The sequence below is a fragment of the Pedobacter sp. genome (genome assembly GCF_035566355.1).
Classification (GTDB): Bacteria; Bacteroidota; Bacteroidia; order Sphingobacteriales; family Sphingobacteriaceae; genus Pedobacter.
In genome coordinates this window covers 1-14,284 of sequence record NZ_DATMRL010000510.1, presented here as the reverse complement: position 1 = coordinate 14,284, position 14,284 = coordinate 1, and the positions used below count along the sequence as shown (strand labels likewise).

Below are 14,284 nucleotides of genomic sequence, written 5' to 3'. Positions count from 1 at the left end.
TTCTTCGAAACTATTTCGTTTAGCTACCGTAAAAGGAACTTTTGGACCTTTCCATCCATGCCGCTCGTTGGGATATACCATCAGGTCAAACGATTTGTTTTTCTTCTGCAGCACATCAATCAACTGATAAGTATTCTGAATATGTACGTTGTCATCCATAAGGCCATGCTGAATAAGCAACATAGCAGGACCATAATGCTGATATTGATCAACATGGTTTAACACCGAACCAAACTTATACCCGTCTGGATTATCTTTTGGAAGCCCCATATAGCGCTCCGTATAGTGGCTGTCATAAAGCATCCAATCGGTAACAGGATAGTCTGCAATTCCAAATCGGAAGTATTCTGCACCATAGGTTAAGGCAAGCGCTGTTAAATATCCTCCATAGCTGCCACCAGAGATCAGTATTTCATCCCGGTCAACATAAGGGTTTTCTCTCAATTGTCTTACCCAGGATATGTAGTCTTCCATCTCCCATTTCCCAAGGTTTCCGTACATATAGTTCAGTCCTTCTTTTCCACAATGTCCCGATCCGCGGTGCTCAAATACAACTTTTATTTCCTGGTCATCTTCTTGTCCGGAATCTGGCGCAGATGTCCATCTGTCGAAAACAGTTTGATGCTTCGGCCCGCCGTAGATCCGGATGACCAAAGGGTATTTTTTTCCCTCCACTAGTTTCCCAGGCCAGGTAATGCTTGCTGGCAAACGGAAACCTTCTTTGGTTTGCATCCAGATAATCTCACGTTTTTTTAAAGTTGCCTGGTTAAAAGCTTTGCCTTTAGAATCGGCTATTGGCGAAATATTGCCGGTTACGATATCTACCAATGCGATCCGGGTTGGAGTTGTTGCATTAGAATACTGTGTGATCAAATGCTTCGCATCCGGAGACAGAAAAACCTTATCGTGACTATATGGACCAAAGCTGAGTCTTTTTTGTCCTTTCCCGTTTAATCCTACACGATAAACGTCTGTACGTGTAGACAGTTCTGCATTAGAACTATAGTACAACATCTGTGCTTTTTCATCTATCCGTTCAATCTGGACTTGCCAGTTCTTGCCATTTGTTAGCTTTTGCTGTAACTTACCATCGAGGCTATGATAATAGATCTGTTCCCAGCCTTGAAAATCACGCACCATCAAAAAGCCATTATTCATCCAGTAAAGCCGGTCAATCCAATCTACCCAGGTATCCTGCTTTTCGTTATAAATTTCATTGGCTTTGCCTGTCTTTGAGTCAACATCAAATAATTTAAGGTTATTTTGTCTTCGTGGCATCCATTGTACCAATAGCCCCCCGCTGTCAGGCCGCCAAAATGGCTTACCAAAATATTGATCGGTCTGCTCGTTAAAATCGGCCCATACAACCTTTGAGGACGCAACACTTACTATACCTATTTTAACTTTAGGATTCGGATCGCCGGCTTTGGGGTACCGCGTCTGTTCCGTATAACCGTGCTGCCCCATCGCATTGTCCAAAGGAAAGACAGGCACGCTACGGTCATCAAAATGGTAAAAAGCAATGAATTTACTATCAGGCGACCACCAAAATGCACGATATTGACTATTGCGTTTTAGTATCTCCTCATAATAAACCCAGGAAGCGTAGCCATTCATTATAGTTTCTGACCCATCCTCAGTATATCGTGTTTCATTTCCATTAGCCAACTCAATGGTAAAAAGATCATTATTTCTCAGAAAAGCTACCCATTTTTTATCGGGTGAAAGACTCGGTAGTTTTTCAACAGCCTTAGTGTTTGTCAGTTGCTGTTTTCCTCCGCTGGATTTGTTTAAATAAACATCGCCATTTAAAATACTTACTGTAGGTACTGTTGTGTTCTCTGATGATTGATGTATCGTCTCCTTCCCTGTTTTTATGCTTACAGAATTAACATCAAATTTTCTTGTAGAACTGTTCCATCTTTCCACAATGTAATGTGAGTTATCTGCCCATCCAGTGATTCTTGGGAGCGGTTTTAATATGGAGGTATCTTGAAAAATCTGAGCCTTTGAAGCCTTACAGAACAGGAATTCTGTAAGGCAGATTATTATAAATACAGTTATTTTTTTTATCATCTCATTTATACGTTTTAGGTTGAAATTCAAATTATCGTGGAAAAATTTCTGTCAACAACTCATCGAGTCCTTTTTCGCTGCCAACTCCTTTCCATAGAATAATTCCATCCTTATTTATCAATATTTTCGTAGGAAAGGAATGCACATTATAAGCCTTTACAAGGTCTCCTCCTGCTGCTTTCAATTCTTCGTTCAGCAATTGAATCCAGGGTAATCCGTCTTCTTCAACGGCCTTCTTCCAGGAAACTTTACCTTTTTCCAATGATCTGTTTTCCTGCGCAATACCTACGATTTCAAACCCTTGTTTACTATACTTGTTATACAACTCTTTTAAATGTGGATTACTTTTCCTGCAAGGCCCGCACCAGCTACCCCAGAAGTCAAGAAGTGCATACTTCCCTTTGAGACTTTTGGAATCAAACACGTTTCCTTTTAAAGTAGTGCCAGTAAAATCTATCATTTTTGCGCCTATGTTTACAGACTTTACTTTTTGCAGATAACCATAGACTTTTTCCCCAATATCCGATTGCTGCAATTCGAGCGAATAAATTGCGAACAGTTGTTTGATTTCCTCTGGCTTCATCGATTTTAAATTCTCTGAAAATTTATACAGTGCATAAATGCTGGTTGTATTTTTTTCGTAGAAATCCTTAATCAGGGATTTAATTTTATCCTTAACTTCCCATCTTTCTACTCTTAATTTATTAAAAGCCACAGTATCCTGAAGATTTTCTTTACTATATTGTTTTGCCAGCAAACTATATTCCCTGGTTTCCAAGGGCATGACCAAACTGCGGAACAGTGCATATTCTTTGTTGTACTTACCACCGGATACTTTTGCTTCCCACAGATTTTTGGCATCGCCATCAACGGTGATTACATCACCTGGAGCTACAAAAATTTTAAGCACAGGTTGTAAAAAAAACTGATTGGGCTTGGCAGTTGGCACCGCATACTTATAAAAGTTGTATGGATAGACCGCAATTTCCTGCGTAGCGTCAATATCAATTTTGGCTTCAAATTTTCCATTGTTTAACGAAATGGTGTCACGTACTTTTTTTTGCGGATTGTAATAAATGATGGCCAGCTTATGTCCTTCCAGGTTTTGGACCTTCCCTCTGATGATGACAGATTGTTGCGCAAGAGTTATCTTTCCCGCTAAAAGCAGGGCAATTATAAATAGATTTTTCATTTTATTTTTAGATTATATTACCAGGTATTTGAGGTTAGGCGTTTATCATTTTCAATAACTTTACTTGGAAAAGGTAAAATGTAAAGTGGTGAATTAACAGGCAAAGTATAGGTCTGCTGTGGAATGCTTGGTGTAGCCACTGGATCGGCAGGAAAGAGTCTGGCTGGCACCTTTTGATAGGCTGTTTCTGTATTGAGCCTGCGCAAATCAAAAAAACGGTTTACGCCCCTGGTCAGCTCCTTTCTTCTTTCGTTAATTACAAATTTTACGGTATTGGTGATATCTGAAGGCAAGGTAAAATTTGCGTGTATATAATTCCGGTAACGGCTTTCCAGGTAAGGCTTCAGGTATTCTTTTACTTTTTCATTCTGACCTTTACGCGCATAACATTCAGCCAGCATCAGCATTACTTCAGTAGTGGTAAGCCCTACTACGTTAGGCGAATACTCCTTCGCACTGGGTACCCACGATAAGATAAACATATAATCATTGATAGTTGCAGCAGGTCTTTTGTATAAATCTAATCTGGCATCGGTAACGTTTGTACCCTCACCGTAGTTTTGTAAACCCGCTTTTAACAGGTTAATCAGTTCCTGACCTATATAGGTACTGGCTGAGCTGGTTGCTGCAAAAAAAAGATTTTCATCACCCGAGGCATACAATGGAGTTGTGGGTTTGTTGGTAACAGGATTAACCAATGAAACCAGATTAAATGTTTTACCATTTAAACGATTGGATTCCAATGCCGCTTCAATACATTCGTCAAATTCTTTTTTAAACAAATGTACTTTGGCCTTAAATGCATAAGCTGCAGCTTTATTAAAACGATAAGGTGTTTTAGCAGTTGCATAAAGATCAGGCAGGGCTTCAGTAATATCTTTTTCAATTTGTGCATATACCTCTTCCACTGTTGATTTAGCTGGCACAGGTAAGGTCTCAATAAAAGGGTCTAACTTGAGCGGTACTCCACCGTCATTAGCAGCTGTAGCTTTATCATAAGGTTTGGCATAAACATTAATCAACATAAAATAAGAAAAAGCTCTTAACATTTTTGCTTCGGCAACCACACTTTTAATCTCGGTTTCCGATCCTGTCATTTTATCTTTGTCGTATATGATGGTATTCGAAATTTTAGATATTCTTTGATATATACTTTGATAAAAAGTAGTGCCCGAAGTACCAGAATTTCCAGTTGCGTTGAAACTACGGTCATATACCGTATTGGGCAGATATAGCATATTTGCTGCTGTAAGATTCCAAGTGTTCCAGACACTGGCAATATTCGAAGCATTTCTCCATCCTTCATCGTCCAAATAAGCAATATCGGTATTATCGTATGAGGTAATGTTATCGAATAACAGGCCGTAATCCTGTGCAGAAGTCAATAGAATTTTACCTTTGGGCTCAATATCCAGCCATTTATTGCATGAAGACAATGTTACCATTATGATCAACAGGGTAATTTTAAATTTTTTAGATTTCATCGGTACAATTATTTTATAATACAATGTCAAAACGCAAAAAGTAAGTTGTTGGAGTGGGTAATCCCCAGTATCTGAGCGAAACACTGTTGCTCATAGAAGCCTGTACTTCGGAATCGTATTGTTTGCCGGCCGCGCTCCACATCCATAGATTATTGGCCTGTGCCGAAACTTTTATACTTTCCAATTTTAAGGTCCGGGCAAACTTTGGCGGCAGTGTATAGGAAAGCGACAAGCTTCTAAGCCTTACAAAATCACCGCTAACTACATTTTCTGTTGAGCGGATATACATTCCTTCCAGCGAACTCAAATTCACAAGGTTTATTCCAGGTTCATAGTAAGTTTTAGATTTCGGAATGGTGCTGTTTGTATTGTAGGGGCTCCACGCTTTGCTTATCCAGTCTTCATTTCCATCTGTACTGGCAAATCCAAAACTCGGTTTATACATTTTCTGACCACCGTAATACAGGAATAATGCTGATAATTCAAAGGCTTTGTACCGGATATTCTGAGTAAAAGAAGCATTTACAAGGGGGGTCTTACTTCCCATATAGACTACGTCTTCAGGTTTCATAGTCGTCGATCCGTCCAGAAGTAAAGTGCCATCACTTTGAAAGTGCTGAAAAGTAGTTCCATCGGCCCTGTAAATAATGGGAACGCCATTCTGATAGTCTGTGCCTCCTGTGGTAAGGCCTCCATAGCGATAGGCATATACCGCGTCAAAAGGTTTTCCATTTACTAAATAACCGCCGATGGCCAGATGCGAAGCCTGTGTAGGATTATAATAGGCTTGTATCACCGTATTTCTGTTGTAAGATGCAATTAACGTTGAAGTTAAGGTGATATCGTTTGTTCTATACCAACTGGACGACACCGTAAGTTCTATTCCTTTATTACTCATGGAACCTGAGTTTACACGTTGCGTTGCATAACCAGAGGTAAAATTTACTTCCTTGGTACCTAGAAGATCTTCACTTCTTTTGTAATAAAGATCTAGTTTACCATTCAGCATGCCTCTAAACAGACTATAATCAAAGCCTGCATTATAAGACGTGGTCTTTTCCCAGCGCAACATAGGATTTGGAGCCGAATTTATAGTGGCATATGGAATGGACTCAGCCGTATAAGTGGATTGGTTGGCCAATGCGGCTACTAAAAACGGCGTGGTGGTTTGGTCTACATTACCGGTTAAGCCATAAGACATACGGAAATCGAGGATATTTATCCAATCAATAGATTTCAGGAAATCTTCTTTCGCCATATTCCATTTTACACCGGCCGACCAGAGTGGACGATAGCGGTATTTAGGGTCAGTTCCGAAAAGATTGGTCTGATCAATCCGCATGCTTCCCGACACACCATATTTTCCTTTATATGTGTAGCCACCTGCCCCATAAATCCCTATATAGCGGTTTGTATAGGCAGCCAAAGCTGGATTTAACACACTTTCTGCCAGTTTTACATTATTGCCATCAATTACAGCTCCCGGAAGGCCGGTATTATTATTATAGATATACGAATTTTTATAACCAACATTATATATGTCATAGTTATTGAGCAAGGTATAAGTAAGTGCCGTCGGATCATAACCGTAATACACAGAACTGGTTGGAACATTAGAACTTATTTGACGGAGTTCTACACCTCCTGTTGCTGTGATCTGATGATCAGCACCAAGCGATTTATTAAAGTCCAGCTGGTTTCGCCAAACCCAACTGTTTTCACTTGTTTCTGTTGTAGCCATACGCCCACCTGCGGGTATGACTGCATTAACTGTTGCATTGGTAGCAAACCTGTTGCGTAGAAATCTATAATAATAGGAATCTTTTGACCTGAATTCTTCCGATTTCGATTTCGAAAACTCATATTCCCCACTAGTCGAAAACCGCAGGCCCCGGGCGATATTAAAGTTAAGCCGTGCAAAACTGCGCACATTATAATTGTTTTGGGTAGTAAGGTTATCATTTAGCTCATCTAATACGTTAAACCTGTACGAATCGAATTGCGGAAGTCCATTAATTGCATTTAATACTTTGGGATTGACGTGAAAACCACCTTGCATACCTGTTATATCCACGTAGTCCCGGTAAACTTTATTTCCCTTATCATCCAAAATTGAAGTGTAGGGCTCCAGTGCAGTAATGTCTGCGTAGCTGCTGTTTACAGCGACATTATGATTGTATTGGATATCAGCTCCGATATCAAGAGAAAACCAACTGTTCAGGGATTGGGTTGATTTGATGTAGCCCTTCAGGTATTTATTCTGGTTAAATTTAATTTGCTGACCATCGTTAATATAGTTCAGCGAAGCATAGGTACTTTGGTTTTTCCCCGAGCTGTTTACCGAAAGATTATAGCTGTGGCGCAGGGGCGTTTGCCAAACAAGGTCCATGTATTGCTGGCGATAATCTGTCGCAGCCCATTTTTTGAGCAAATTATCATAATCAGTCTGATTAAGCGTTCCATTTAACAGTTGTAAACGGGCCATTTGCAAAGGCGTGTAGTAATTGATACTATTGCTTGTTGTACCTGCCTGCCCAATTCCCTTTAAATTCAGATTAAGATTATCCTTTTCCGAACGGTTGGCTTTAAGGGCATCTCTTTGCATATTGGCGAGCTCATAATTCATAACGTCTTGGGTAGAAGCATAATGATAATCGCTCAAAGAAGGATTCTCGGTCCAGCGCAGGTCAGAAGTGAACTGGATCGATGTTTTGTTTTCATTGGTCAGCTTTCCCCCTTTGGTTGTGATCACAATAACCCCGTTCGCTGCACGAACACCATATATGGATGACGCCGCTGCATCTTTTAGTACGGTAATTGTCTCAATGTCATTTACATTGACATCATTCATACTACGTTCGGTAGGCAGACCATCTATGACCAACAAGGGGTTATTCCCTATGTTTGGTGAGAATGTGCTGATTCCCCGCACAATGGCATTTCCTTTATAAGTACTTACTCCGGGAGCCTGCCCCTCCAACACCTCTGTAATATTGGTAAATATGCGCTTTTCAATTTTATCTTTACTTATAATATCAAAAGCCCCCGTGGCACGTTCTTTAGGGAGCGTTTGATAACCTGTTGATACCACAGCTACTTCTTCAAGTTCGCCCGCGGTAGCAGTCAGTTTAATCAGCCCCATGTCCTTTCCTGCGGTCATTTCCCTGGTCACATAACCTAAATAAGAAATTACAATCATTGCCCCCTCATCTACATTCTGCAAATAAAATTCTCCCTTTGCGTTAGTAGTTGTACTTCGCTTAGTTCCCTTCACCTTTACTGTAGCACCAACTATAGGTTCTCCTCCTTCCGAGACTACTATAGTGCCATGGATATCAATAGCAGTAATCCTGGCAATCAGGTTATCCAGAAAAGAGGGTCCTTCTCTTGTTTTTAAGGTTACGGTATTGTCTTCCAGGACATAAGTAATCGGCTGGTGACTAAACACCTCATCAAGTACCTTTTTAAAATCTGTATTTTTAACATGGATGGTAACTGGCCTTGCCCGGTTAAGAAGAGCATCTGTGGTTACAAAATCATAACCGCTTTGAATGCGCAAATCGCCTATGATTTCCTTTAAGGGCCTGTCTGTTTTTGACAGGCTGATTTTCTGTGCAAATCCTGAGGCGCTGACCTGCATTACAGCAGCTATTAATATCACGGTGGTTAATCGCATAATCAGCCAGAGTTTATGGATATAGCATTCTGCCATACCCTGTTTGGCATTTAATTTTCTGTACATTTGTTAGTCTGGTTTGTTGCAGAATGCCTTTGGCGTCCAAACTTGGGGCACCTGCGTTTAACGTTGATAATTTGTCAATGAAGCCAGCTCTAACCAGAGGCGTTTAGTCGCTTCTGGTTATTTTAAGTGGAGCTTCTGTAGTTGAGCTTTAGCCCTGTTGTAGTGGTATTTTCATCTCTTTCAAGTTTTAGTGAAAATTCTGTTAATTATGAATATATGAGATGGTTAAATTCAATTATATTAAGGAGACACATAAATCTTCCGGCCTTCAATTTTGAAGTGAACTTTTTCTGTCGATTCTAATTTTTTAAGAACTTGAGAAACGTTGTCAAAACGGGAGATTGACCCCCAAAAGGTTTCTTTAGAGATCTCTGAAGTGTAAATCACATCTACATTGTACCATCGTGATATCATCCGCATAATATCATCTATATGCTGGCTATCAAAAATAAACTTGTTGTTTTTCCAGGCTATAGCTAATTCGGTATCTGCCTTATTTATGATGATATGATTACCTGTATTAATGGACTGTTCGCCAGGTTTTAGCTGCTTTGATTCGTTATGTTGAGTAACCCTTACCCGACCTTCTAAAAGCGTTGTTTTTATAACGGGCTCATCATGGTAAGCATTTACATTAAAGTGTGTACCCAAGACTTCAACCTTCTGACCTCTGCTTTCGACCACAAAAGGGTGCGATTTGTCTTTTGCAACCTCAAAATAACCTTCCCCTTCAAGTTTTACGCTTCTTTTACCCTCTTCCAGTAGCTTGGCAGTATAGGTAAGCCTAGAGGAAGCATTTAACCAAACGAAAGTGCCATCGGGCAGCCGTAATTTATACGTTTCTCCGATAGCTGTTGATAGGGTATTGAAGGTATTTGCTGCGCCAGAATGGCTTTTAATTTCATAAATCAATTGCCCGTTGTCAGATTTGGTAATTACTACACCTGCTTCTTCTGCCAATTCCCCATTATTCGCTTCAGTTAACTTGATGCTTTTACCATTGGCAAGAGTTAAAGTTGCACCAGATTTACCGGGAGCAACATCATTCTTATAAACGATCTGATCAGATTTATTTGATTTCAAATTGTGATAAAAAAGTCCGGCGCCAAATAAGATTGCTACCAATGCGGCTGCAGTTAATATACGGGGCCATATCCTGATGGTCCGGGCTGGAGAAATAGCCCCCTCTTTCCCTATTGTATCCCACATTTCATTACTTATCCTTTCCAGATCTTCATCTGAATATTCAGATTTCTTTTCTGGATTAAGTTGATGTATCCAGTACTTGCCAATCATCTCCTCTTCAGACGTGAAACTACCCGATCTGATTTTTTCAAGTACTGATTTGATATTTTTCCTTTGCATATTGTTTGTCTTATCTCCTCAATCTGAAAACAAAGGCGTTTGTGAAATACGAATTGGCTATTCCATTTTAAATAATTATTAAAAAATAATTTAAAAACAAATAACCGACTGACAATGAGTCCAGTATTTTTATTTAAAACTAAGAATTTAGAATAAACAACACATAAATAACAATACCCAACCTTGTTTTAAGGTGCTTGGATGCTTTTTTTAAATGATTGGAAACTGTATTTTCTGAGATATTCAGCTGTTCAGCAATTTCTTTCGTGCTTAAATATTGTTTGCGTTTTAACTCATAAACTTCCTTCATCCTGGGCGGCATGGCGGCAATTTCCTTTTCGATCAAAAGGAAGATGTCTTTTTCCCGAATTAGATAATCTGTTTCTTTAGAATCAGCATCAATAAAATAATCTCCTTCGTCAATGTACTTTTTCACAATATCTTTGTGCCTGAAAATATCAAAAATCTTATTTAGAGTAGATTTATACAAATAGCCTGACAGTGTCGTTTTCAGTATCAGGGAGGATCTGTTTTTTAGCAGCCAGACGAATACATCTTGAACCGCGTCTTTCGCCTCATCTTCATCACGAAGTTTATTAAAGGCATAAAGAAAGAGCAGTTTGTCGTATCTGAGGTAGATTTCCTTAAATGCAGTATCATCTCCGGCACGAAAAAGTTCGGCGAGTTCTGAATCACTTTGCTTGTTGTAGGCTGTCATCTGCTACTGGTCATTTAAGAAAATTATCACAATTATAGATAATATTTGGCATATGACTCAATAAATATGCTGTCAACTTTTGTTTTCTAATCAGCTGTTTGTAACAGAAGATAGTTTAAGTTTTATTGTTGTTATTAAACTGGAAGTGATAGCTGTTCAATTTTATCGTTTTGCTAATATATCTTATCTAGTTTTTCCATAGCCATTGTAATACCTTCTTTGAAACCCGGAAGATGCAAAAGAAATGTAAATCGCATGGCAATGAAATAAATATAATCCAACTACGGTTCTATTGGATAAAAACCGAAAGATCATTTTTAGAGGCCGATTATCAGAGGTAGAAAAGTTTATTAAAGAAATCTTGAACCCTTTGTCAGAACAACAATAACCCAAACTCTCCTTTCACCACTCTCTCCGGTCAGTACCCAAGAAAATAGGCTAAAACTAAGATTCAAGTGAATAAACGATAAATGTTATCCCTCCGATGATACAGACAATCACCAGACGCCAGGTTCTGTAATAATCAGTAGCCGATATTCTGTTTTCATCTTCAATAAAGAATCTGTTATCACCCGGTCTTAATGGTTTTTTACCCCTAACCTCGCGATAGAATACATAAGCTATAATAAACAATACAATACCTGCACAAAATTTAATTAAGCTGTCCATACCTACTTTATTGACCTGAAGATAAATATTCAATTTTTAAGCCCATGTTATAATTTGAAATTGCTAAATAATGGCTATTAACCATTAATGTAAGGTTGTCTGGGCGTTGTATGTAAGTAAAATCGCTCTCAATAAAAGCAGAGATTTTTTCAGAGTTCGTTACAATATCTTTTAGTTCCATTGATTAATTAGTTGTATGTCCAGAAATGCATTCTGAAATTAAAGATTTTAAAACAATAAAAACAGATAGGTACTTTAACACAAAAGATAATAAAAAATCAAGATAATATTAAACAAATCCAACACTAAGAATCTTACACTTAAGTTTCCAAAGAATACCATCGCAATGATTCCAGGGGTAACTATAAACGGGCTTGGGTAATGCAATCTTTTGTTTAATGGGTCTTTGTTAATAAACTATTGTAGTAAAGTCTGCAGATACTCCGGCGTTATTTGTGGTAATTCCATATTTGGATTTTTGGCTTTCATCTCTTTGATTTCCTCATTTCCTTTTTTCTGGCCATCCATTAAATACTTGAAGAATTTATCGGAGATATTTATTTCATCAGCTGATTTCAGCGAACATACGTATTGATCGCCTTCAAGCCGAACGTGATTATAAAAACGATACAAAACCGCCCTTGCTTTGGCCAATTCGGGCTTCTGATATTTGGTCTTGCTGTGGTCGTTTATCTCTTTGTTTAGTTTTTCGAGATCAACGTCGATGTATTCGTTTTTCATCACCAGACGTTTAGTTTCACCACCCGTTTTGGTGGCCCGGATGGCTTCAAGTTTTTCTTGGCTCATACTGTCCTCTGATTTTACACATGCAAAGGCTAGTGTACATACCAGCCAAAGGTAAATTGTTCTTTTCATAAGATAAGAGTTGTTTTTAATTGGTCGCATATTAAGAGCCACGCGTGAATAACGTTATATTTGCTTCTATTTGTAAGACCCCTAACTATCGGGCAAGTGGTATCGTTAGAAATAAATATATCGCCAACTTGCAAAAACGTAAATCACCTTACCTTGACAAATGATCAATAATACAATAGCGCGAATGCAATTCCTAATGGAAACGGCTCTTGAAAAACTTCTTGAAATCAGTGAAGAAGACCTTAGCGAAAAGACGGATCCTGGAAAATGGAGTAAAAAAGAAATCATCGGTCACCTAATCGACAGCGCGACCAATAACCACCACCGCTTTGTTCGAGGACAGTTTGAAAAAAACGTTCAAATCAGCTATGATCAGAATAAATGGAACGTTGCTGGTCATTATCAGGATATAGACAGTATACAACTCATCCAATTCTGGATGATGTACAACAGACAGCTAATTGAACTCTGGAGAAATATTCCAAAAGAAAAGCTGTCCAATACGATATACACCGGCGATGAAACTCCTTTGACACTCGGATTTTTAATCCAAGATTATGTGGTGCATTTGGAACACCATCTAAAACAGCTACATGTATTAAAATAAACCGCTTTATATCTGTAGCATAAAAAACAAACACCTTAATAGATATACAAATAGTTACATATACAACTATATTGTACCTAAAGTATAATCAGCCCGGCTGATCTGGCCGGGCTGATTTATTGATCCATTTAATCAACAATTTTCTGTTATCAGTATTCGTGCAATAAATTCTTCTGCATTGCTCTTTTGGTTAGCAAGTTCAATACCAAATGTAATTATTAAAAATGCTCCGAGAACAAGCATAACTACACTATAAAAACATGCGAGTATTATTATCGCAACAAGAGCTAAAAAAATATATTTATACGAAACAAAATATGTCAGTTTTACAGTATTTTCCTCTGCACCTGATAACTCCAAAACACCAGTTTGCAGTTTGGACGCAGACGCACCTCGCATTTCAAATCTAGGCGGACCAGAATTATCAAAGATAATACGTTCATTGGTTTCCTGGGTTATTCTATACTTATCCTCTCGCAGTTCTGAAATAGCTTTTTGACGAACAATATTTAAGTCTAAATGAGTTCTTTGCGATATCTCATACTTTAATCTCAAATTATTAAAATTCATATTATTGACCTCCAAGGTATGTTTTTTTATATAAGAATGTGAAATATTAAATTTAGTGCCTGTTAGAGGACAGTACTCCACTGCATAAATGCGATATTTCCATTGTATTGGGGGAAGTTCCATATGCATAGTAAAGTGACATAAAAAACCTGGCGCCGAACTGGCATTTAGCCAGCCTCGTTAATTATAGCCAAGAAGAGTAGTGTTTGGTTCATTGTTTAGCTTTTTAGAGGTCATTTGCCCAGCCTCATTGTAAACCAGCCATGAAAGCACCACCTGTGAGCTAGTCGGGGTTCCGATCTTTTCATAGGTCTTTGTTTTTCGACCCACATGGTCATAATCATAAGCCGTGTAGACTGTTGTACTCGTTGATCCATCAAGTTTCTGATTTTTTAGATGAAACTCACTTGATCATTTTTAGAATTCACTCCCCGATTGCCTTTCTGTAATACAGATTTAACACACAGCCTAAACTCATAATTGTACTTGTTCTTTTTTACATAAAAATGCCCCCAATTAGTATCTAATTATTTGAGGGCAGTGTAAATGAGTGTGCTTCGCTATTTAAGTGCTAATTATTTTAATTCGCTGACTAATTCAGCTAAATTTCCTATTAATATTGCTTCTTCAGTAAGAGGTTGATTTTTAAATGAATCTAAAAAATCGTTAATTTCTTTCATTAGCGGACCAACGGTACTTACTAATTTTTTCTTCTGAAGATCGCTTATTTCCTCAATTAGTTGTTCCCGTTCAACATCATCCGAAATACTCCATTTCTTAAATAATGGAAATAACGGCCTTAAGTTATTGGGAATATTTTTTTTATAGATAATGCTCCTGCTCGCTTTCTCAAAAACTTTATTATGACAATTTACTAAATCAATAACATCGTCTAATATTTGTATTAAATTGCGCTTTGAATTTAAAGCAAAAGATATATAATTGTTATAAAAAAAAACACTCTCATTTTCAGACAATTGCAGCG

At 38.2% G+C, this 14,284-nt stretch carries 11 protein-coding genes; 1 reads left to right on the top strand and 10 read right to left on the bottom strand.

All coding sequences use genetic code 11. The features are described 5' to 3' along the window. The 8 genes from VNZ46_RS19840 to VNZ46_RS19805 all read right to left on the bottom strand — a co-directional run. The coding region (locus VNZ46_RS19840) for a DPP IV N-terminal domain-containing protein (protein ID WP_325561868.1) at positions 1-2,076 on the bottom strand (2,076 nt) is incomplete at its 3' end. A gap of 31 nt (positions 2,077-2,107) precedes the next feature. Then, complete coding sequence (locus VNZ46_RS19835) at positions 2,108-3,268, bottom strand: TlpA disulfide reductase family protein (RefSeq protein WP_325561866.1); 1,161 nt, start codon at positions 3,266-3,268, stop codon at positions 2,108-2,110. A gap of 17 nt (positions 3,269-3,285) precedes the next feature. Further along, positions 3,286-4,752 (bottom strand): RagB/SusD family nutrient uptake outer membrane protein, encoded by a 1,467-nt coding sequence (locus VNZ46_RS19830; protein WP_325561864.1) that lies wholly within the window; start codon positions 4,750-4,752, stop codon positions 3,286-3,288. 13 nt (positions 4,753-4,765) lie between these two features. After that, on the bottom strand, positions 4,766-8,494 hold the full coding sequence (locus tag VNZ46_RS19825) for a SusC/RagA family TonB-linked outer membrane protein (RefSeq protein ID WP_325561862.1): 3,729 nt from the start codon (positions 8,492-8,494) through the stop codon (positions 4,766-4,768). 240 nt (positions 8,495-8,734) lie between these two features. After that, positions 8,735-9,859: a FecR family protein gene (locus VNZ46_RS19820; protein ID WP_325561861.1), complete on the bottom strand. Its 1,125-nt coding sequence runs from the start codon at positions 9,857-9,859 to the stop codon at positions 8,735-8,737. A gap of 139 nt (positions 9,860-9,998) precedes the next feature. After that, a complete protein-coding gene (locus VNZ46_RS19815) occupies positions 9,999-10,577 on the bottom strand; it encodes an RNA polymerase sigma factor (RefSeq protein ID WP_325561859.1) in 579 nt (192 codons plus the stop codon). A 444-nt stretch (positions 10,578-11,021) separates the two neighbouring features. Then, complete coding sequence (locus VNZ46_RS19810) at positions 11,022-11,279, bottom strand: hypothetical protein (protein WP_325561857.1); 258 nt, start codon at positions 11,277-11,279, stop codon at positions 11,022-11,024. 384 nt (positions 11,280-11,663) lie between these two features. Next, a complete protein-coding gene (locus VNZ46_RS19805; RefSeq protein ID WP_325561855.1) occupies positions 11,664-12,122 on the bottom strand; it encodes a hypothetical protein in 459 nt (152 codons plus the stop codon). Positions 12,123-12,306: 184 nt separating this feature from the next. Here VNZ46_RS19805 and VNZ46_RS19800 point away from each other — a divergent pair, with 184 nt between their 5' ends. Then, entirely contained in the window at positions 12,307-12,729 is a 423-nt protein-coding gene (locus tag VNZ46_RS19800; RefSeq protein WP_325561853.1) for a DinB family protein, read from the top strand. Positions 12,730-12,861: 132 nt separating this feature from the next. Here the strand turns inward: VNZ46_RS19800 and VNZ46_RS19795 are convergent, their stop codons facing one another. Together VNZ46_RS19795 and VNZ46_RS19790 are read right to left on the bottom strand one after the other, a co-directional pair. Next, the gene (locus VNZ46_RS19795; protein WP_325561851.1) at positions 12,862-13,428 is read right to left on the bottom strand and encodes a hypothetical protein; all 567 of its coding nucleotides are present in this window, start codon (positions 13,426-13,428) and stop codon (positions 12,862-12,864) included. A gap of 446 nt (positions 13,429-13,874) precedes the next feature. Continuing rightward, a partial coding sequence (locus VNZ46_RS19790; RefSeq protein WP_325561849.1) for a hypothetical protein occupies positions 13,875-14,284 on the bottom strand: 410 nt, incomplete at its 5' end.